General features: G+C 75.1%; 16 protein-coding genes. 12 read left to right on the forward strand and 4 right to left on the reverse strand.

Annotated features, from left to right (window positions below):
* The first annotated feature begins 4 nt into the window (after positions 1 to 4).
* Positions 5 to 2,131, forward strand: a complete 2,127-nt coding sequence (locus tag ACZ3J7_RS01410) for a tetratricopeptide repeat protein (protein WP_465615625.1) — start codon at positions 5 to 7, stop codon at positions 2,129 to 2,131.
* A 152-nt stretch (positions 2,132 to 2,283) separates the two neighbouring features.
* On the opposite strand, the gene ACZ3J7_RS01415 is transcribed toward ACZ3J7_RS01410, so the two are convergent.
* The 3 genes from ACZ3J7_RS01415 to ACZ3J7_RS01425 all read right to left on the reverse strand — a co-directional run bounded on the left by ACZ3J7_RS01415 (position 2,284) and on the right by ACZ3J7_RS01425 (position 4,927).
* Positions 2,284 to 2,670: a hypothetical protein gene (locus ACZ3J7_RS01415; RefSeq protein WP_465615627.1), complete on the reverse strand. Its 387-nt coding sequence runs from the start codon at positions 2,668 to 2,670 to the stop codon at positions 2,284 to 2,286.
* 182 nt (positions 2,671 to 2,852) lie between these two features.
* Positions 2,853 to 3,638: a helix-hairpin-helix domain-containing protein gene (locus ACZ3J7_RS01420; protein ID WP_465615629.1), complete on the reverse strand. Its 786-nt coding sequence runs from the start codon at positions 3,636 to 3,638 to the stop codon at positions 2,853 to 2,855.
* Positions 3,635 to 4,927, reverse strand: coding sequence for a hypothetical protein (locus ACZ3J7_RS01425; protein ID WP_465615631.1), 1,293 nt, complete (start codon positions 4,925 to 4,927; stop codon positions 3,635 to 3,637). Before ACZ3J7_RS01425 ends, ACZ3J7_RS01420 begins: the two co-directional genes overlap by 4 nt.
* A 537-nt stretch (positions 4,928 to 5,464) precedes the next feature.
* On the opposite strand from ACZ3J7_RS01425, the gene ACZ3J7_RS01430 reads away from it, so the two are divergent.
* From ACZ3J7_RS01430 to ACZ3J7_RS01480, 11 genes are all read left to right on the forward strand, one after another.
* Positions 5,465 to 7,027, forward strand: a complete 1,563-nt coding sequence (locus ACZ3J7_RS01430) for an amino acid adenylation domain-containing protein (RefSeq protein WP_465615633.1) — start codon at positions 5,465 to 5,467, stop codon at positions 7,025 to 7,027.
* Positions 7,028 to 7,244: 217 nt separating this feature from the next.
* Entirely contained in the window at positions 7,245 to 7,571 is a 327-nt protein-coding gene (locus tag ACZ3J7_RS01435) for a phosphopantetheine-binding protein (RefSeq protein ID WP_465615635.1), read from the forward strand.
* Positions 7,568 to 8,971, forward strand: coding sequence for a flavin monoamine oxidase family protein (locus tag ACZ3J7_RS01440; RefSeq protein WP_465615637.1), 1,404 nt, complete (start codon positions 7,568 to 7,570; stop codon positions 8,969 to 8,971). The genes ACZ3J7_RS01435 and ACZ3J7_RS01440 overlap by 4 nt, the downstream gene beginning before the upstream one ends.
* Positions 8,972 to 9,200: 229 nt before the next feature.
* The gene (locus ACZ3J7_RS01445; RefSeq protein ID WP_465615639.1) at positions 9,201 to 10,925 is read left to right on the forward strand and encodes a class I adenylate-forming enzyme family protein; all 1,725 of its coding nucleotides are present in this window, start codon (positions 9,201 to 9,203) and stop codon (positions 10,923 to 10,925) included.
* Positions 10,925 to 12,349 carry a KamA family radical SAM protein gene (locus tag ACZ3J7_RS01450; protein ID WP_465615641.1) on the forward strand — a complete coding sequence of 475 codons (1,425 nt, stop codon included), beginning with the start codon at positions 10,925 to 10,927 and terminating at the stop codon, positions 12,347 to 12,349. The genes ACZ3J7_RS01445 and ACZ3J7_RS01450 overlap by 1 nt, the downstream gene beginning before the upstream one ends.
* The gene (locus ACZ3J7_RS01455) at positions 12,346 to 13,362 is read left to right on the forward strand and encodes an ATP-grasp domain-containing protein (protein ID WP_465615643.1); all 1,017 of its coding nucleotides are present in this window, start codon (positions 12,346 to 12,348) and stop codon (positions 13,360 to 13,362) included. The genes ACZ3J7_RS01450 and ACZ3J7_RS01455 overlap by 4 nt, the downstream gene beginning before the upstream one ends.
* A complete protein-coding gene (locus ACZ3J7_RS01460) occupies positions 13,359 to 14,576 on the forward strand; it encodes a phenylacetate--CoA ligase family protein (protein WP_465615645.1) in 1,218 nt (405 codons plus the stop codon). The genes ACZ3J7_RS01455 and ACZ3J7_RS01460 overlap by 4 nt, the downstream gene beginning before the upstream one ends.
* A complete protein-coding gene (locus tag ACZ3J7_RS01465) occupies positions 14,573 to 15,883 on the forward strand; it encodes an MFS transporter (RefSeq protein WP_465615647.1) in 1,311 nt (436 codons plus the stop codon). The genes ACZ3J7_RS01460 and ACZ3J7_RS01465 overlap by 4 nt, the downstream gene beginning before the upstream one ends.
* Positions 15,880 to 16,713 carry an SDR family NAD(P)-dependent oxidoreductase gene (locus tag ACZ3J7_RS01470; RefSeq protein ID WP_465615649.1) on the forward strand — a complete coding sequence of 278 codons (834 nt, stop codon included), beginning with the start codon at positions 15,880 to 15,882 and terminating at the stop codon, positions 16,711 to 16,713. Before ACZ3J7_RS01465 ends, ACZ3J7_RS01470 begins: the two co-directional genes overlap by 4 nt.
* Positions 16,714 to 16,742: 29 nt before the next feature.
* Positions 16,743 to 18,005 (forward strand): phenylacetate--CoA ligase family protein, encoded by a 1,263-nt coding sequence (locus ACZ3J7_RS01475; RefSeq protein ID WP_465615651.1) that lies wholly within the window; start codon positions 16,743 to 16,745, stop codon positions 18,003 to 18,005.
* 99 nt (positions 18,006 to 18,104) lie between these two features.
* Positions 18,105 to 18,596, forward strand: a complete 492-nt coding sequence (locus tag ACZ3J7_RS01480) for a DinB family protein (RefSeq protein WP_465615653.1) — start codon at positions 18,105 to 18,107, stop codon at positions 18,594 to 18,596.
* Between the two features lie 61 nt (positions 18,597 to 18,657).
* Here the strand turns inward: ACZ3J7_RS01480 and ACZ3J7_RS01485 are convergent, their stop codons facing one another.
* The gene (locus ACZ3J7_RS01485; RefSeq protein WP_465615655.1) at positions 18,658 to 19,395 is read right to left on the reverse strand and encodes a ferritin-like domain-containing protein; all 738 of its coding nucleotides are present in this window, start codon (positions 19,393 to 19,395) and stop codon (positions 18,658 to 18,660) included.
* Positions 19,396 to 19,417: the final 22 nt, after the last annotated feature.

Here is a 19,417-nt window from a genome sequence, read left to right on the forward strand (position 1 = left end):
GCGGATGAGCGGTCGGGCCGAGGGGAACGGCCGGGTCTACCAGGCGGCCGGCGACCTCCACATCACCGAGCACCACCACGCCGCGCCGGAGTGGCACGGGCCGGACTCCGTACGCCGGCCCGTCGGCGGCCGCACCCCGCTGGTCCTGCGCGACCGCACCGAGCTGATGGCCCAGTTGCGGGCGGCCGTCGCGCCCGGCCGGGCCGGCACCGTGCACGTCCTGCACGGTCTCGGCGGCACGGGCAAGACCGCCGTCGCCCACGCCGTCTTCCGGCACGCCGCCGAGGCCGCCGACCGGGTCTGCCTGTGGGTGAACGCCTCCGACGCGGCCGGCCTGCGTTCGGGGATGCTCGCCGTCGCCGCCGACCGGGGCGCCCTGGAGGGGGAACTCGTCGCGGCCCGCAGCGGCCTGCGGCCCTGCGCGGACCTCGTGTGGGACCGTCTCGACCGCTCGGACCGGCCGTGGCTGCTCGTCCTGGACAACGCCGACGACCCCGCGGTGCTCCAGGCGGGCGGCTGGCTGCGCGGCAGCCCGTCCGGGGTGGTGGTGGTGACCACCCGCCAGGCTGCCGTCCGCTGGTGGCCGGGGGCCGAACTGTTGCACGTCGGGGTGCTGCCCCGGCGGGAGGCCGCCCAGGTGCTCCACGACCTCGCCCCGCAGGCCGGATCCGTCGAGGAGGCCGAGCGGATAGCCGACCGGCTCGGGCGGCTGCCGCTCGCCCTGACCCTGGCCGGCGGCTTCCTCGCCAACCAGGTGCTCGACCCCTGGACCCTGGCCGACTACGACCGCAGCCTCGACGACGGGCACGGACTCAGCGCCCTCCACGACAGCGCCCACCCGGACGTCGGCGACGAGCGACTGCTGCTCGGCAGCACCTGGCAGCTCTCCCTGGACGCGCTTGCCGCGCGGGGCCTGCCGGAGGCCACCACCCTGTTGCGACTGCTCGCCTGCTGGAGCCCCGACCCGCTCCCCCTGCGGCTGCTGACCGGCCCCGCTCCCGTGCCCGGCCTGCCCCAGTCGCGCGTGGACCCCGCCCTGCGCGGCCTCCTCGACCACTCCCTCACGGACCTGGGCCACAACGGCGTCCGCTACCTGCGCACCCACGGCATCGTGCTCGACAGCGTCGCCCGCCGCACCCCGCCCGCCCGCCGCGAGGAGCTGCTGGCCGCCGCGGCCGCCCGGCTCGACGGGGCGATCCCGGCGAATCCCACCAGGGGCCCGCGCGACCCGTACCTCGAACAGCTCACACCGCACTGCACCGCGTTGCTGCGGCACACCACCACCTCCGAAACCCTCGCGTCCGCCCTCGGCACCACGGTTCGGCTCGCCACCGCCCTGCACCGCTCAGGCGAGTACCTGGCCGCCCACGAACTCGCCCGCGCCTGCGGGGACCTCGCCGAGGCCCGCCTCGGGGCCGAGCACGACACCGCCCTCGCCGCCCGCACCCGTGAGGGCCGCGCGCTGTTCCGGCTCGGCCGGTTCGCCGCCGCCGTGGCCCTGCACCGCCGGGTCCTGGGCATCCGCGAACGCCTCCTCGGACCGGACCACCCGGACACCCTGGAGAGCGTCCACGCCCTGCAGTTCGGCCTCCACCAACTCGAAGGACACCACGAGGAGGCGCACGCCCTGCTCGCCCGCGCCGCCCGAGGACGTGCGCGCGTCCTCGGACCGGACCACCCGCTCACCCTGCGCACCCGCGCCGACCGGCTGGAGTACCTCGCCGGGGACGAACTGCGCCGGGAGGTGGAGCTCGACCTGCCCACCGACTGCCTGCGCCGTCTGGGCGCCGAGCACGCGGTGACGTTGATCAGCCGGCACAACCACGCCTACGCCCTCTGGCGGCTCGGCGACCGGGCCCAGGACGCCGACCGTCTCGTTGCCGCCCTGCTCGCCGACTACCGGCGGCTGTACGGACCGCGCCATCCGGTCACCGTCTCAGCCCAGCTGCTGCAGGCCCGGACGAGGGCGGCCGCCGGCCACGTGTCGGAGGCCGTCGATCTGATGGCTGAGGCGGTCACGGGCCGCGAGGAGACGCTGGGCCCGGACCACCCCTACACCGCACGCGCCAGGGAGATCCTCGGCGAGCTCCGCGCCGAACTCGCCGGCCCCGGGGGCCGCGCCACACCCTGACCTCCGGATGCCGTCACGCCGGCCCGCGGAGACCGTCGACAAGCCGATACGGCTGGTGCCCCGGTGGTCTCCGCGCGAGCAGGCCGACGCCGGCGGCCAGGCGAGGCCGGGGCGCGGGGCGGGGGCGGAGGGTGCTCCCGTCCGGAGGCCGGTCAGTCCTGCTCGGCGGGGACCCGCCCTTCGCGTCGGCGGGCGGCCCAGTCGCGCATCCGGCGGACGGCTTCCGGGTCGGCGGCGGCGCCGGTGTCCAGTGCGGTGGTGGCGCCGTCGCCGAGGTCGACGATGTGGTGCTCCATGGTGCCGGTGGCGACGATGGAGAGGACGGCGAGGAGTTCGTCCTTGACCTCGGGGGTGAGGTTGGGCCGGTCCTCGGCCGGGACGTCGATGAAGTGGTCGGCGTCGGGGGTCGCCAGCGACGCGACGGCGCCGGGCAGGATCCGGCCCAGCACCCGGAACTCGGCGGGGTCCATCCGGGCCCGCAGGGTGTCGAGGTACAGGCGCACCTGCTCGGCCCGGGTCGGGGCGGTGTCGTGGTCCACGCGGCCATCCTGCCAGCTCCGCCGGGCGGAGCTCCGTCCAGGGGCGGGGCGGGTCCGGCGGGCCGGGCCGAATTCCGTGGCGGTTGTCGGCGGGTGCACCGCACCGTCACCGCACGGACGCCGGACGCGGGCTGCCGGTGCGGCGCGGGGGCGCCGCACTGCTCGCCGGGCGGGCCGTCCGGTCACTTCGGCAGGAACACCGCGTACTCCTTGACCCGGGCGGTCTCGCCCTCGGCGAGTTCGGCGTACACCGCCACCTCGTCGACGGTCCGGAACTGGCCGAGCTCCTCGCGGGCCCGGACCACCCGGGCGGCCGTCTCGGGCGGGAGCGAGCAGTGGGCGGAGATCACCTCGGCGGGGGCGGAGTTGAGGTCGACCAGGCCGCCGTCGTCGTAGGGGCCGGTCAGGTCGGGGCGGCCGATCCGCAGTTCGTGCGCCATCACGGTGTCCCGCGCGACCAGGGCCCGGGCCTCCTCGCGCCGGGCCCGGGCGGCGAGGCGGGCCGCCACCACCGGGTCGGCGGAGCCGGGGCCGGCCGGCGGCGGGACGGGCGGGGCGGCCAGGCCGTACACCTCGCGGCGGACCGGGGCGATCTGCACCCAGGCGGACGTGACGAGCCCGATCAGGCCGAGCACCCACAGCCCCTCCAGCGCGTTGCCCGCCCCGCCCGTGACGTGGCCCTGCGCGTCCTTCGGGACGAGGGATTCGAGCGTGAACAGCAGCACGACGAGCACGGCGTAGACCGCCGCGCGGATCCGCAGGGCACGGCGGTTCAACCGGGCGGCCGCGTGCAGGAAGGGCAGCGGTGTCAGCAGGCCGAACGAGCAGACCATGGCGACGAGGTACCACCTCCCCGTCGGGCGCCGGACCGGCGGCGGCGGGTAGGGCGGGGGCAGGTGCCCGGGGTGGGGCAGGTGTCCGGGGTGGGGCGGCTGCCCGCCGGGCGGGGGCGGGTGGTGTGCGGTCATGGTGGCGGCTCTCGTCCGGGGCCGGGCCGCGCGGGGCGGGCGGGCCGCGCCGCGCGGCGGAGTCGGGGCGGCAAGTGACGCCCCATGGTAGGGCGTTCGGGACGGTCCGGGGCCGACTTCGGGCAGTCGGAGGCGGAGGCGGCGGAGGCGGCGCGGCGGCGGTCGGTGAGGCCCAGCAGCAGGGCGGCGGTGGCGGGGAGCGCGGTGATGGCGCGGAGCAGGCCGCTCTCGGAGTGGGTGTCGTGGCGCAGGTGCAGGGCGAGGTACCCGGCGGCGAGGCCGGCCGCGCCGGCGAGGGCGAGCGGGGCGGCGGCGGCCCGGATCCGGGGGTGGCGGAGGGCGGCGAGGGCGAGCAGCAGCGTTGCTGCGGCCGGGAGTTGCGGGTGGGCGAAGCCGAGGCCGTAGCGGACGGCCAGCGCGGGGACCAGGAACAGTGCGAGGGCGCGGCCCAGCAGGACGGCGAACGCGGCGGTGCCGGGGCCGGGTTCCGGTGCGGCGGGGCGGCGGTCGTACGCGGTGGCGGCGAGGACCGCGAGGGCGAGCGCCGCTTCGGGCCAACGGCCGGGCAGGTGGCTGAGGTTGTAGAGCAGCGCGGTGTCGTAGACGACCATCACCAGGGTGCCGACGGCCCACAGTTCGGCGGTGAAGCGCAGCAACCCGAGGGTGTCCTGCCGCCGTTCGGGGCCGGGGGCGCGGCGGGCGACGCGCAGCAGGAGCGGGGTGGTGCACAGGGCGGAGAGCACCCGGAGCGCCACGTCCTGGAGGGTCCAGGGGTTGTACAGCGCCCATTCGACGGTGCCGAACACCAGGGTGTACGAGGCGGCGGCGGCCCCGAGCCGGGCGGGTGAGCCGAGGACGCGGCGCAGCAGCGCGGGGCTGAGCCGGGCCAGCACCGTCGCGTAGGCGGCCAGGACGAACGGCAGTTCCAGGAAGGCCTGCACCCGCAGCACGGTCGGGGCGAACAGTCCGGGCGCGGGCAGGTGCGCGGCCAGGGCCCGGACGATCGGGTGGCCGGTGGGTTCGGCGAACCAGCCGGGCGGCAGGTAGCGGGTGACGTAGCCGGCGTCGCCGCCGTGCGCCCTCAGCAGGTAGGCGGAGCAGAGGAGTTGGTTGAGGTAGAGCAGCGCGGTCACCGCCGCCAGCAGCACCTCCGGCCGCAGGGCCCGCCCGGGGCGGGCACCGCCGGTGTCGGCGGATGCCGGGCGGGTGGCGGCGGCCGGGCCGAGCAGCAGGGCGGCCCCGGTGGAGCCGAGGACGGCGGCGTCGACCAGCAGTGCGGTGGGCGTCATCCGGGAGATGCTACCGCCGACCGTCACGGTGCGTCACGAACAGGTGTACGAGGCGTCTGGCGGTCGGGTGCGGGCCGAGCACCTCCGGAAGCGACGGGGGGTGACCGGAGGACGGGCCTCCGGCCGGTTTGCCGGGGGCGTCCGCCGCCCGGGGAATCCGGCGATCGGGCTCGCCCCGGTAAAAGTGTGTTCGGACACCAAGCAAGTGGGCTCGGCAGGGCCTGGTATCGCGAATACCCGTACCGCCACCCCACCCGGGCGGCTTTCCGGAAAGGGTCTCCGGTTCGCTGACGCACCGTCATTCCGTCGTCGGCGCAGCCCTCGTGGCCGCGCCGGGGCGCCGCCCGAAGGTCTGCACCAGTGCGAACGAGTTGATCACGGAACGTGATCAAGGAGCAGGTGGAGGGCGTTCACAGGTCGATCACGGATCCCCCGGATAACGCGCCCGGGGGCCATTGTGGGCCCGGATCGCGGAAGGTAGAGTCCCGGTTCGCCGAAGCACGGACGGGCACCTCTGGGCATTTTCTTGGAGCGGGCATGTCAAAGAACGGCGGCGTCAGCAGACCGGGTTCCGATCTGTTGGACGCGTTCGCGGAAACCGCCCTCCGGTATCCCGAACGAACCGCGATCGAGTCTCCCGAGCACACCCTCAGCTACCGCCAACTCGCGCTGTCCGTCAGCCGGTTGGCGAATGCGCTGGGTGACCGGCCGGGCCCCGTGGCCGTGTCCGCCGGACACGCGCCGGACACCGTGGTCGCCCTGCTGGGCATCCTCGCGGCGGGCGGCGCCTACGTTCCGCTCGACCCGGCCTTCCCGGCCGAACGACAGCGCCGGATGGTCGCCGCGGCCGGCTGCGCCACGCTGGTGGGGTCGGCCGAACAGGCCGCGCTGCTGGGGCTGTCGCACGTCCCGCCGCCGCTCGAAGCGGTGGCGGCGGCGGACGGGCGGCAGGCCCGTCCACCCGCCGTCGGGACTGGGCCGGACGATCCCGCGTACGTGCTGTTCACCTCCGGCTCGACCGGGCGGCCGAAGCCGGTGCTGACGCCGCGCGGGGCGATCTCGGCGGTGGTCGGCTCGCTGCGCGGGCTGTTCGGGGTGGACCCGGAGGACCGGGTCCTGCAGTTCGCCTCGCTGAACTGGGACACCTGCTTCGAGGAGATCCTGCCGACCCTGACCTCCGGCGCCCGGCTGGTGTTCGAGCCGGAGGCCCACTCGGCCTCCTTCCGCCGGCTGCTGCGGGCGGTGGAGCGGCGCGGCATCACCGTGCTCGACCTGCCCACCGCGTTCTGGCACGAACTGGTGCTGCACCTCACCGAGGACGGACCGGACGCCGAACTGCCTGCCTGCGTGAGGCTGGTGGTGATCGGCGGCGAGGCCGCCGACCCGGCCCGGCTGGCGGACTGGAGCCGACTGCCGGACAGCGCCCGGATCCGGCTGCTGAACACCTACGGCTGCACCGAGACCACCCTGATCACCCACGCGGTGGACCTGCTCGGCCCCGACACCCCGGAGCCGGGCCGCCCGTGGGACGCGGCCACCCGCGCGCCGATCGGCCGCGCCCTGCCGCACGTGGAGGAACTGATCGGCCCCGAGGACGAGTTGCTGATCGGCGGCGCCGCGCTCGCGGCCGGCTACCCCGGCCTGCCGGAGGTCACCGCCGAACGGTTCGTCGAACGGGCCGGCCGGCGCTGGTTCCGCACCGGCGACCGGGTCTCCCGGGCGGCGGACGGGGTGCTGACCCACCGGGGGCGGATCGACCACGAGGTCAAGATCCGCGGCATCCGGGTCGACCCGGGCGAGGTCGAGACCGCGCTGGGCGCCCACCCCCGGGTGGGGCTGGCGGCGGTCACCGCGACCACCCTGGCCGGGCGCACCGCCCTGGTCGCCTACGTCGTCCCGCGCACCGGCGGGACCGACCGCGGGGCCGACCCGGCGCCGCCGACCGCCGAGGAGCTGCTGCGCCACCTGCGCGAGTCGCTGCCCGCCCACCTCGTCCCGAGCCGGCTGACCGTCGTCCCGGAGCTGGCCCGCACCGCCGGCGGCAAGATCGACCGCGCCGCCTCGCACCTCCTGCACGGCGGCGCCCCCGCCCACGCCTGAGCCCTCCCCTCCCGCACCGCGCACCACCCCGCACCATCCCGCGCCACCGCACCTCGCGTCGCCGCACCACCCCGCACCATCCCGCGTCACCGCACCTCGCGTCGCCGCACCTCGCGCCGCAGCACCCCGCACGACCGTCCACGCACAGCACCGCGCACCACGCACCGCTGGCACCACCGGACCACGCGCACCCCGCACCGGTCGAAGGAGACCCCTGATGAGCCTCGACACGCCCGCCGCCATGCCCGCCGCCACGCCCGCCAGCGCCGACCCCGCGCTGCTCGACTCGCTGACCTCGGTGTTCCGCCGCGTACTGGAGCTGGCGGAGGTGCCCGCGGACGGCAACTTCTTCCTGCTGGGCGGGGATTCGCTGGTCGCCACCCGGGTGCTGAGCGCGGTCGCGCGCGCCCACGGCGTCGAACTGACCTTCGAGGACTTCCTCGTCGACCCGACCCCGGCGGGCCTCGCCGCGCGCGTCGCCACCGCCATCCTCGCGGCCGACACCGTCGCGGCCGACACCGCCACCGTCTCGGCCGCCCGGTGAGCGCCGCCGCGCTCTCACCCGGCGTGCCCGGCTCCCCCGGCTCCCCCGGCGTCCCGCGTGCGGTCGTGGTGGTCGGCGCGGGCCTGGCCGGCCTGACGGCCGCCGTGGAGCTGGCCGAGCGGGGGGTCCGGGTGACGGTGCTGGAGGCCCGGGAGCGGGTCGGCGGCCGGGCACTGGGCATCGAGGTAGCGCCGGGCCGATGGATCGACGCGGGCGCCGCGTACCTGGGCGACCGGCACACCGAGCTGCACGCGCTGCTGGCGGCCTGCGACCTGAAGACCGCGCCGACGGACATGCGGGGCGCCAGCCGGTTCGCGCTGGGCACCGACGGGCCCGCCGCCGCGGCCACCAACACCGTCGACGGCCGTTTCCCGCCACTGAACGCGGTCGCGCTGGGCGACCTGTTCGAGCGGTTGGAGGAGCTGGCGGCGGCCGTCCGCCCGGACGCGCCCTGGCTGACGCCGGACGCCGAACGGCTGGACGCGCTGACCGCCGCCGACTGGGCGGAGCAGCAACTCGCCCACCCGGACGCCCGGTTGTTCTTCCCGTTGTTCCTGGGCGAGATGATGGCGGCCGACCCGGCGAAGGTGTCGGTCCTGCACATGGCCTTCTACCTGCGCTCGGGCGGCGGCCTGCGCTACCTGAACGCCTTCGCGGGCGGCGCGCAGCAGGACCGGGTGGCGGGCGGCGCGCACCGGCTGTGCGAGCGGCTGGCCCGGCGGCTGCTGGACGCCGGCGGGGTGCTGCGCACCGCCGAGCCGGTGCTGTCCGTCGAGCAGTCCGACGCCGGGGTCACCGTCCGCACCACGCAGGGCAGTTACCCGGCGGAGGCGGCCGTGGTGGCGGTGCCTCCGCTGCTCGCGGACGCGATCGAGTACCGGCCGGAGCTGCCGGTGCGGCGGGCCGCCTCGCGGACCGGCCGGGGCTGCGCGGTGAAGCTGAACCTGGTCTTCCCGGAGCCGGTGTGGCGGGAGCACGGCCTGTCCGGCTGGTCGGTGAACGCGGCGGGCCCGCTGCTGTCGACCGTGGACGACACCCCGCCGGAGGGCTCCCCCGGCGTGCTGACCGGCTTCGTCACCGGCGCGGAGGCGCACCGCTTCGCCGCCCTGTCGCCGGACGAGCAGCGGGCGGCGGCGGTCGGGCAGGCCCGGCGGCTGTTCCCGATGCTGCCCGAACCGATCGGCTTCCACGTCACCGACTGGGTCAACGAGCCGTGGAGCAGGGGCTGTTACGCCGCGCTGTTCGGCCCGGGCGACTGGTCGGCGCTCGGTCCGACGCTGACCGCCCCGCACGGCCGGGTGCGGTTCGCGGGCACCGAGACCAGCACCGAGTTCTTCGGCCTGCTGGAAGGCGCGATCCGCTCCGGCCGGCGCGCGGCCGCCGACCTGCTGGCCGGCTGACCGGCTGACCGGCCTTCCCCTGCGCCCGCACCACCCCGGACCACCCCGGATCACCCCGGATCACCCCGCACCACCCGGATCACGCTGAGCCATCCCGTCCGACCCGCACGGCAGCGGATCTGACGCACCGTCAGATCCGTTCTCCGCCCATCCCGTTGGGCCTTTCCCCTGGCCCGGTGCGCGTCCCACGAGGGCGCGCGTCGGCGACGAGTCCTGCTTGGAGACCGCCATGAGCGACCAGACACCCACCGCCCCGACACCGATCGCCCCGCTGTCCGTCCGGGAGCGGTTCGCGGCCGACCCGACCCTGGGGGCGGGGAACTTCCTAGACCGGGCGATCGAGGCGAACCCGAACCGGGCGGTGCCGTACGCGTTCGGCCACCGGCTCGACCACCGCGGCGAGGTGGTGCTGGTCGGGCACAGCCTGCTGGACCTGGCGGCGCTGCGCGACCGGTACGCGGCCTGGTACCACGCGATGGGCGTGCGGCCGGGCGACCCGGTGGGCGTGGTGGTCGCGGAGGGGCTGGAGCCGCTGCTGCACTTCTTCGCGCTGACCGCGCTGGGGGCCGTCCCGGCGCTGGTCAACGACGCGATGCGGTCGGACGTGATGGTGCGCTACCTGGACCACGTCGGCGTGGTCGGGGTGGTCGCGGACGACACCACCCGGCTGGCCTCGGCGTACCGGCAGGACCCGCGCCGCCGGCCCCGGTTCCTGGCGCTGACCGCCGAGGTGCAGGCCTTCGACGCGGCGGCCGCGCCGCTGCCCGAGCAGTACCCGTACCGGCACGCGGCCGAGGACGTGGTGGCGCTGATCCACTCCTCGGGGACGACGGGCACCCCGAAGTCGACGATCCTGGCGCACCGGCAGTTCTGGGAGGGCAAGCAGCCGCGGATGACGCGCTTCCCGGCCGAGCCGTCCGACCGGCTGATGTCGCTGATGCCGCACACCCACGCGGGCGGCCTGAGCTACTTCCTGACCGCGACGCTGCTGGGTCTGCCGACCGTGGTGATGGGCGGTTGGCGGCGCGCGGTGGTGGAGCCGGTGATGGAGGCGTTCCAGCCGACCATGGTGGCCTCCTTCCCGCGCACCTTCGTCGAGTTGGCCACCGGCGAGCTGCCGGTGGCGGGCGCGGCCAAGGTGCACTCCTGGTTCAACACCGGTGACAGCGCGCACTACGGGCACGTCCGGCGGCTGGTGCGACTGGGCGAGCGGCCGGCCGGGTTGGTCAGGCCGTGGCTGCTGCCGCGGGAGAAGGCCGAGCAGGCCGCGCTGCCGGGTTCGCAGTTCGTGGACGGCCTGGGCTCCTCCGAGATGGGCATGGCGCTGTTCGGCCAGGTCACCTCGCCGGAGACGGAGCGTGCCGACCGCTGCGTGGGCAAGCCGTCCGAGGTGGTCGAGCACGCCACCGTGCTGGACGAGGACGGCAACGAACTGCCGGACGGGACGCCCGGGTTGCTGGCGGTGCGGGCGCCCTCGATCACGCCCGGCTACTGGAACAACGAGCGGCTGACCGCGAGTTTCCACCTCTCCGGGTACTGGCTGACCGGTGACGTGGCCTACCGGGACGCGGCGGGCCGCTTCTTCCACCTGGACCGGACGGTGGACGTGATCGACACCCTGGACGGGCCGGTGTACAGCCTGCCGCTGGAGGAGGTGCTGCTCGCCGACTGCGCCGAACTGGTCCGGGACTGCTCGGTGGTGGGCGTCCCGCACCCGGACGGCGGACAGCGGCCGATCGCCGTGGTGCAGCTCCAGGAGGGCGCGGAGGCCCTGGACGAGGAGGGGTTGCTGAAGGCGGCCAACGCCGAACTCGGCCGGGCCGGGCTGGCCGAGCTGGCGGCGCTGCGGGTGGCCCGCGCCGACGGGGACTTCCCGCTCGGCCCGACCGGCAAGGTGCTGAAGCGCGAGCTGCGCACCCGGCACGCCGACCTGCTCGCCAGATCGGCTGTCTGATGGAGCGTCAGGCGCAGCCGTACCAGTACGTGCGGCGGCCGCTGGTGGAGCCGGACTGGCGGCGGCTGCCGGGCTGGCGGGGGGTGACGGCGGAGCAGTGGCGGGACGCGCAGTGGCAGCGGGCGCACTGCGTGCAGGGCGAGCGGCAGTTGCGACAGGTGTTCGGTTCGCTGCTGACCGACCGGTTCTACGACGAACTGGCGGCCGACCAGCGGGATTTCGCGACCATGTCGGTGCTGGTGCCGCCGCAGATGCTGAACACCATGGCGGCGGGTGCGGAGTTGACGCCGGCCGCGTTCACCGAGGCGTTCCTGGCCGATCCGGTGCGGCGCTACATGCTGCCGGTGCGCGCGGACCGGCACCCGTCCTGGCCGAGCCATCCGCTGGCGGCCCGGGACTCGCTGCACGAGGCGCAGATGTGGGTGGTGGAGGGGCTGACCCACCGCTACCCGACCAAGGTGCTGGCCGAGTTGCTGTCGACCTGCCCGCAGTACTGCGGGCACTGCACCCGGATGGACCTGGTGGGCCGGTCGACCCCGCAGGTCGCCAAGGCGCGGCTGGTGCTGCGTCCGGCGGACCGCGAGGAGCAGATGCTCGACTACCTGAAGCGCACCCCGTCGGTGCGGGACGTGGTGGTGTCGGGCGGCGACCTGGCGAACGTGCCGTGGCCGCGCCTGGAGTCGTTCCTGCTGCGGCTGTTGGAGCTGGGCTCGGTGCGGGACATCCGGCTGGCCAGCAAGTCGGTGGTCGGGCTGCCGCAGCACTGGCTCCAGCCGAAGGTGCTGGCCGGGGTGGAGCGGGTGGCCCGGCTGGCGGCCCGGCGCTCGGTCAACCTCGCGGTGCACACCCACGCCAACCACGCGGCGTCGATCACCCCGCTGGTCGCGGAGGCGGCCCGCGGGCTGCTGGACGCGGGCGTCCGGGACGTGCGCAACCAGGGCGTGCTGATGCGCGGCGTGAACGCGACGCCGGCGGCGCTGCTCGACCTGTGCTTCGCCCTGCAGGGCGAGGCGAACATCCTGCCGTACTACTTCTACCTGTGCGACGTGATCCCGAACGCCGAGCACTGGCGGCTGCCGCTGGCCGAGGCGCAGCGGCTGCAGGAGGCGATCCTCGGCTACCTGCCGGGCTACGCGACGCCCCGGCTGGTGGCGGACGTGCCGCACGTCGGCAAGCGCTGGGTGCACCAGGCGGTGGGCTACGACCGGGTCCGCGGCATCTCGTACTGGACCAAGAACTACCGCACCGGACTGGAACTGCGCGACGGCCTCGGTGAGGTGCCGCGCGGGGAGGACGGGCTGGGCCGTCGGTACCCGTACGTCGACCCGGTGGACACGCTGCCGCCGGAGGGGCGCGCCTGGTGGGCCGAACGGGCTTCGCCCGGCCGGGAGTTCGACTTGAGTGAGCTGGAGGAGAGCGAATGAGCGAGCAGCGGGCGCCGTTGCGCCGGATGTGCTGGATCTTCCCCGACCGGGAGTCGAGCCGGTCCGGGGCGATGTGGAAGCACTACTTCTGGGACATGTACGCGGAGATCGCCGCCGAGCTGGGCATGGCGTGGACGATGCACGCCCCGGAGGCGGTGACGGTGGACGGCACCGACCCGGGCCGGCCGCGGGTGTACGTGGACGGCGAGCGGGTGACGCCCGAGGACACGCTGTTCATCACGGCGCTGTACTCGCTGCCGTACCAGTCGATGGACGTGTTCAACCAGTTGACGCTGTGCACGGTGCTGGAGCAGGCCGGGTTCTACCTGCCGTTCCCGGCGCAGGTGTCGCTGCTGGGCAACGACAAGCTGGCGACGGTGCTGTTCCTGGCGGACTCGCCGGTGCCGCCCGTCCCGTCGGTGCGGATCGGCTCGGGGCGGGACGTCTCCAAGCACCAGTACGAGGCGGCGCTGGACGGCCTGACCTTCCCGGCGATCGTGAAGCCGTCCGGCTGGTGCGGCGGCGGCGGGATCTGCCTGGCCCGCTCCCGGGAGGACGTGCGCGGCCTGGCCAGCCTGGCGCAGGGCGGCGACACCGTGCTGGTGGCGCAGCCGTACCTGGGCGACGGCACGGTGGACTACCGGGTGTACGTGGTGGACGGGCGGCCGTACGCGGCGCTGCGGCGCACCCCGGAGGCGGGGTCGCCGGTGGCGAACGCGAGCCGCGGCGGGTCGATGGAGTTCTGCGAGGTGCCGCCGGAACTCGTCGACGCCACGGCGTACTTCGCGAAGAAGCTGCCGATCCCGTTCTTCTGCGTGGACTTCCTGCACGACGGCGAGCGCTTCTGGTTCTCCGAGTTGGAGCCGGACGGGGTGATCGCCCCGGACCTGGACGACCCGGAGCGGCCGGTCCAGCGGGACGTCACCCGGGCCCGGTTCGCCGCCTACCGGGACGCGCACGCGGCCTTCCTCGCCGGTGCCGCGGACGGAGTGGGCGGGGGTGCCGGACGATGACCTTCTCGCTGACCGAGGAGCAGGCGGCGGACGGCCTGGCGGTGGCCCGCCGGACGCTCGAACTGCTGCGCGGCGTGCCGGAGTTCGAGGGCCGGTACGACGCGTTCCGCGCGCCGTCCTCGCTGGCGGAGCTGGCCGCGCTGCCGCCGCTGGCGAAGGACGACCTGAACACGGCGCTGGCGCACCTGGAGCCGGTCGCCGAGCAGGGCGCGACCTGGCTGTTCCAGAGCGGCGGTTCGACCGGCGCGCCGAAGGTCGGGTACGCGCCGACCGGGTTCTACATGGCGAAGGTGTTCGAGCACTGGCGGCCGCTGGACCGGGACGACGTGTTCGTCAACGCCTGGGGCGCGGGCCGGATGTGGGGCGCGCACTTCCTGGCGGCGGGCCTGGCCGACCTGTCGGGCTGCCGGGTGATCGCGCTCGGGTCGGTGACCGCCGAGGAGTACCCGCAGTGGCTGGGCTTCCTGGCCGACCGGAAGGTCACCGCGATCGGCGGCACGCCCAGCGTGCTGCGGCTGTGGTTCGCGCACGCCCGCGCGGCCGGGATCGAACTGCCGTCGCTGCGCAAGGTGCTGTGGCTGGGCGAGGCCTGGCAGCCGCAGCTGGAGGAGGACTTGGCGGCGGTCGCGCCGAAGGCCCGCCGGCACGGCATGTTCGGTTCCACCGAGACCTGGGTGGTGGGCTCCAACGCGCCGGACTGTCCGGCCGACACCTTCCACCCGTTCCCGCACCAGCTGGTGCACGTCGGCGACGGCGGACTGCTGGACTTCACCTCGCTGGACCCGGCGATGCTGAACCCGGTGCTGCGCTACCGCACCGGCGACGCGGGCGAGTTGACGTCCTGCCCGTGCGGCCGGCCGGGCCCGGCGATGCGGGTGCTGGGGCGCCGCGACAACGTGGTGCAGGTCCGCGGCCTGGGCCTGCACGTGGACGAGCTGCTGGCCCGGGTGGAGCGCGAGCCGGGCGTCAGCCGCGCCCAGGTGCTGGTCACCGAACGGGGCGGCCGGGCGCAGTCGGTGGACGTCCTGGTGCTCGGCGAGCTGCCGGCCGACGCGGCCGAGGCGCTGCGGCGCGAACTGCTGGCCGGCACCTTCACCCTGAGCACGGCCTTCGTCCACGACCCGGAGCAGGTGCGGGTCCGGGTGGTGGACGCGCTGGTCAGCAACGAGCGGACCGGGAAGACCGCCGGGTTCGCGGTCCGGGAGGAAGCGTGAGACTGGGCAAGCCCGAGCAACTGGGCCGGGGCTTCAACCTGTTCTGGGTCGGCAAGTCGGTCTCCAACGTCGGCGACCGGGTGACGGTGTTCGTCGTGCCGACCCTGATGATCTTCGTGCTGCACGCCTCGGCGTTCCAGGTCGGTATCGTCGCGATGGCCCAGTACCTGGGCATCCCGCTGCTCGGCCCGGTGGCGGGCGTCCTGGTGGACCGCTGGGACAAGCGGCGCACCCTGATCGCCTGCGACCTGGTGCGGCTGGTCGCGGTCGCGGTGATCCCGGTCGCGCACTGGCTGGACTTCCTCTCCACGCCGCTGCTGTTCTGCTGCGTGGCGGCGGTCTCCGGGGCGACGATCTTCTTCAACGTCGGCTACCTGGTGGCCGTCCCGGCGGTGGTCGAGCAGCCGCACCTGGTGCGCGCCTACTCCCGCCTGGAGGGCAGCGGTTCGGTCGCCGAGGTCTCCGGCCCGTCGATCGCGGCCGCGCTGTACGGCGCGCTCGGCGCGGCCTCGCTGCTGGTCGACGCGGCCAGCTACCTGGTCTCGGCGGCCTGCTTCCGCTGGATGCGGCCGTGGGGCCGGCCCACCGTCGCCGAGGGCTCGGTGTGGCAGCGGCTCACCCTCGGCTTCCGGCTGAACTGGCAGGACCCGGTGCTGCGCCGGGTGGTGCTGGCCGCCGTCACGCTGAACTCCGGCGGCCCGGTGTTCGTCACCGTCATGCCGGTGCTCGCCTACCGGGGCCTGGGCGTCACCGTCGCCGTGTACGGCGCCGCGATGTCCGCGGGCGCGGTCGGCGCGCTGCTGGGCGCGCTGGTCGCCCCGAAGATCAGCGAACGCCTGGGCCTCGGGCGGACGCTGGCCTGGGCGCTGCTGCTGCACTGCCTGGTCGGCCTGGGCGTGCTGGCCGCGCCCGCGCTCCCCGCCGGGCCGGTCATCGCGGTCACCATGGGCTGCTACGGCTTCTTCATGTCGTGCATCAACGTGTGCTCGGCGCCCATCCGGCAGTCCCGGATGTCCGCGCGGCACCAGGGCGTCATGCACGCCGCGTTCCGCACCGCCACCTGGGGCGTCATCCCGCTCGCCGCGCTGGCCGGCGGCCTCGCCGTCTCCCTGCTCACCGGCCCGCTCGGCGTCCTGGCCGCGGCCCGCTGGACCATGGTCGGCGGCACCCTGCTCGCCGCCTGCTCCTTCCTGCCCGCGCTCGGCGTGCAGGCCCGGATGGACGCCGACCTGCCGAAGGCCGTCGACCTCGTCGACCCGGCCGACGCACCGCCCGCTCCCACCCGACCTGCGGAGGCGGCGAAATGACGGACCGTCAGGTACTGCTGATCACCGGCTGCTCGTCCGGCATCGGGCTGGCCACCGCGGCGGCGGCGAGCCGGGACGGCTGGTCGGTGATCGCCACCGTCCGCGACCCGGCGCGGGCCGACGCGCTGCGGGCGGCCGCGCCCGACGCCGAGGTGCGCCGACTGGACGTCACCGACGAGGACTCCGTCGCCGACTGCTTCGCCGGACTGGACCGGTTGGACGCGCTGGTCAACAACGCCGGGATCTCCAACTTCGACCCGACCCTGGAGATGTCCACCTCCAAGGCGCTGCGCGCCAACCTGGAGGTCAACTTCTTCGGCACCGTCGCGGTCTCGCGCGCCGCGATGCCGCTGCTGCGCGCCGCGGGCGGGCGGCTGCTGACCATCGGCAGCGTGCACGGCGTGGTCGGCCAGCCCTTCAACGAGGCGTACTGCGCGGCCAAGTTCGCCGTGGAGGGCTTCATGGAGGCGCTCGCCCCGGTCGCCGCCGCGCACGGCGTACGGGTGTCGGTCCTGGTGCCGGGCTACGTCCCGGACACCCGCTTCGGCATCTTCCCGGACGTCAACCGCCGTACCGTGCAAGCCGCTTCGGGCCCGTACGCGGAGACCTTCGCCGCGTACGGCGCCCGGATCGGCGCGCACTGGGCGGGCGCCGGGCAGCCCGCCTCGGAGGTCGCCGAGGCGGTGCTGCGGGCCCTGGCCGAGGAGCGGCCGGCGTTCCGGATCCCCACCGGCCCGTGGGCGGCGGCCTACCTGGACGCCAAGCTCGCCGACCGGGACGGCGCCACCGTGCAGCGGCTCGCCCGCGACTGGATCGGCCTCGCCCCGTAGCCCCCTTCCCTCCCTAGGAGCCAACCACCATGCCCGCTCTGCCGCTTCAGGCCCTGGTCGACCACGCCCGGCGCAACTCGCCGTTCTACGCCGAGCTGTACCGCGAGGTGCCCGCCCGGGTCAGCTCGCTCACCCAGCTGCCCGTGATCGACCACGTCGCGTTCTGGTCGGCCAACCGCTGGCCCGACAACCGCCTGCTGACCGGACCGCTGACCGACGCCGCCGTCTACAAGTCCGGTGGCACCACCGGCGCCCCGAAGTTCTCGCCGTGGACGCGCTCCGAACACTTCGACTCGGTCAGCGCGTTCGGCGCCGGCCTGGTCGACGCCGGGCTCAAGCCCGGGCAGAAGGTCGCCAACCTGTTCCGGGCCGGCGAGTTCTACAGCGGCTTCCTGTTCATCGAGGGCGCCCTGCACCACGCGCCGATCGACAACGTCCGGCTGCCGGTGGCCACCGCGCCGGACGAGTACGTCGCCGACCTGATCCACTCCTTCGGCGTCGACGTGCTGGCCGGCGAGCCGATGAAGCTGTCCGCCGTCGCCGAGACCCTGCTCAAGCAGGACCGGCCCGCCCCGCAGGTCCAACTGATCCTGTTCGGCGGCGACATCCTCTTCAACGACCTCCGCCCGCTGCTGCGTTCGGCCTTCCCCAACGCCGCGCTGTCCTCGATCGGCTACGCCTCGGTGGACGCCGGACTGGTGGCCGCGCCGGTGCCCGCCGGGGACGACCTGCGGGTCCACCGGGCCTTCCCGAACCGCACGGTGGTCGAACTCGTCGACGACGCGACCGGCGAGCCGATCACCGAACCCGGCGTCCCCGGCCGGGTCGTGGTCACCAACCTGTTCCGCACCCTGGTGCCGATCCTGCGCTACCCGGCGGGCGACCGCGCCGAGTGGACCGACCACGCCCTCGGCACCTTCCGGCTGCTCGGCCGCTCCACCGAGGGCGCCCGGGTCGGCATCGTCAACATGCCGACCGAGGACGTCCGCGACGTGCTGCTCGCCCACGACCCCGGGCACCACATCACCGGCATGCAGCTCGTCCAGCGCCGCTGGGAGAACCGCGACGGCCTGATCATCCGGCTCGGCCACACCACCACCGCCCCGCCGCCCGCCGAACTCACCGAGGCGCTGCGCGACGCCGTGCTGGCCGCCCGGCCCGCGTACGTCTCCGAGGCGGCGATCGGCGCGATCCACCCGCTGCAGGTGGAGTGGGTGCCGCGCTCCGAACTCGTCACCAACCCCCGCACCGGCAAGCTCCGCCAGGTCGTCGACGAGCGCCCCGCGCACTGACCGAGACCGGACCGGGACCGGACCGGGACCGGGAGGTCCGGGGCGCCCCGGGCGGGAAAACGCCTACCGGGCGGGGGGCCGGACCGGGATGATGGCCGGATGAGCGATCATCAGCGCACCGCCCCCTCCCAGGTGGCGGACGACCGGACCTCCCTGACCCAGTTCCTCCAGTACCAGCGCGAGACCCTGGCCGTGAAGTGCGCCGGCCTGACCGCCGACCAGCTCCGCCTGCGCGCCGTGCCGCCCTCCGAGCTCTCGCTGCTCGGCCTCGTCCGCCACCTGGCCGAGGTCGAGCGGAGCTGGTTCCGCAACGTCGTGAACGGCGACGGCGCCCCCGCCCACTGGCCGGACGACTCCGCCTTCGAGGCCTCCGCCGCCGACCCGGACGAGGCCTTCCGCATCTGGCACGAGGAGTGCGCCCGCTCCCGGGCGACCGTCAACGACGCCGACTCCCTCGACACCCCGTTCCACCGGCGCGACGAGGTCTTCACCCTCCGCTACGTCGTCACCCACCTGATCGAGGAGTACGCCCGCCACAACGGCCACGCCGACCTGCTCCGCGAGCGCATCGACGGCAGCACCGGCGAGTAGTCGCCCGGGGCGGAGGAGCGCGCCCCGCCCCGCCCCCCGCCCCGCCCCGAGCCACCCCGCGCTACCCCACCAGCGGATCCGCCACCGTCCGCCCCTCCCGGGCCGTCATCGCGGTGCCGACGGCCCGGGCGTGGCGGGCCACGGCGAGCAGGAAGCGGCCCCGGGAGGCTCCGACGGCGTGCAGGGCGGGGCCGTGGTCGACGGCGACGAAGAGCGCGCCCGCGAGGGCCAGCAGCAGCCAGGCCAGGTGCGCGAACGACCTTCCCGACGGCGCGAGTTCGTTGAACGACTGCCGCAACCGCTGGACGTGGAACGGGATGTGGCGCCGCTCGTCGCGCAGGATCCGGTCGGTGACCTCGCGGGTCAGCGGGTCCGCGAGCCCGTCCCGCACGCTGCGGTAGTACTCGACGGCCACCAGTTCGGCGACCATCAGGATCATCAACTCGGTGCGCAGGCCGAGCAGTCGGCGCACCCGGACGAAGATCCCGTCGCTCCAGTGGCCGTCCAGCAGCGGCACCCCGGCGGCGGCCAGCAGCTCGGCGAGCAGCCGGGCGTGGTTGCGTTCCTCGTCGACGAACAGCCGCACCGCCGCCGAGTACGCCCCGTCCCCCGCCCGGTCGGCCTTGGCCCGCAGGTTGGCCCCGTCGCCGTCCTCTCCCACCTGGAACTTCTGCAGGCTCCGCGCCACCGCCGCGGACAGTTCGGCCCCGCGCCCCCACTGCGGCTCCGCGGTCCGCTCCCGCCGCTCCCGCTCCGCCTCGAACTCCGCCACCCACTCGCCGAATCCGTCTCCGGGCATGGCTCCGCCCCCGCTCTCGTGC

This window comes from Kitasatospora sp. NPDC015121, assembly GCF_055562955.1.

Coding starts and splice junctions, on each gene's coding strand:
- ACZ3J7_RS01410 (WP_465615625.1), top strand. CDS start 5: ATGAGCGGTCGGGCCGAGGGGAACGGCCGGGTCTACCAGGCGGCCGGC.
- ACZ3J7_RS01420 (WP_465615629.1), bottom strand. CDS start 3,638: ATGACCGCACACCACCCGCCCCCGCCCGGCGGGCAGCCGCCCCACCCC.
- ACZ3J7_RS01425 (WP_465615631.1), bottom strand. CDS start 4,927: ATGACGCCCACCGCACTGCTGGTCGACGCCGCCGTCCTCGGCTCCACC.
- ACZ3J7_RS01430 (WP_465615633.1), top strand. CDS start 5,465: ATGTCAAAGAACGGCGGCGTCAGCAGACCGGGTTCCGATCTGTTGGAC.
- ACZ3J7_RS01435 (WP_465615635.1), top strand. CDS start 7,245: ATGAGCCTCGACACGCCCGCCGCCATGCCCGCCGCCACGCCCGCCAGC.
- ACZ3J7_RS01445 (WP_465615639.1), top strand. CDS start 9,201: ATGAGCGACCAGACACCCACCGCCCCGACACCGATCGCCCCGCTGTCC.
- ACZ3J7_RS01450 (WP_465615641.1), top strand. CDS start 10,925: ATGGAGCGTCAGGCGCAGCCGTACCAGTACGTGCGGCGGCCGCTGGTG.
- ACZ3J7_RS01455 (WP_465615643.1), top strand. CDS start 12,346: ATGAGCGAGCAGCGGGCGCCGTTGCGCCGGATGTGCTGGATCTTCCCC.
- ACZ3J7_RS01460 (WP_465615645.1), top strand. CDS start 13,359: ATGACCTTCTCGCTGACCGAGGAGCAGGCGGCGGACGGCCTGGCGGTG.
- ACZ3J7_RS01470 (WP_465615649.1), top strand. CDS start 15,880: ATGACGGACCGTCAGGTACTGCTGATCACCGGCTGCTCGTCCGGCATC.
- ACZ3J7_RS01475 (WP_465615651.1), top strand. CDS start 16,743: ATGCCCGCTCTGCCGCTTCAGGCCCTGGTCGACCACGCCCGGCGCAAC.
- ACZ3J7_RS01480 (WP_465615653.1), top strand. CDS start 18,105: ATGAGCGATCATCAGCGCACCGCCCCCTCCCAGGTGGCGGACGACCGG.
- ACZ3J7_RS01485 (WP_465615655.1), bottom strand. CDS start 19,395: ATGCCCGGAGACGGATTCGGCGAGTGGGTGGCGGAGTTCGAGGCGGAG.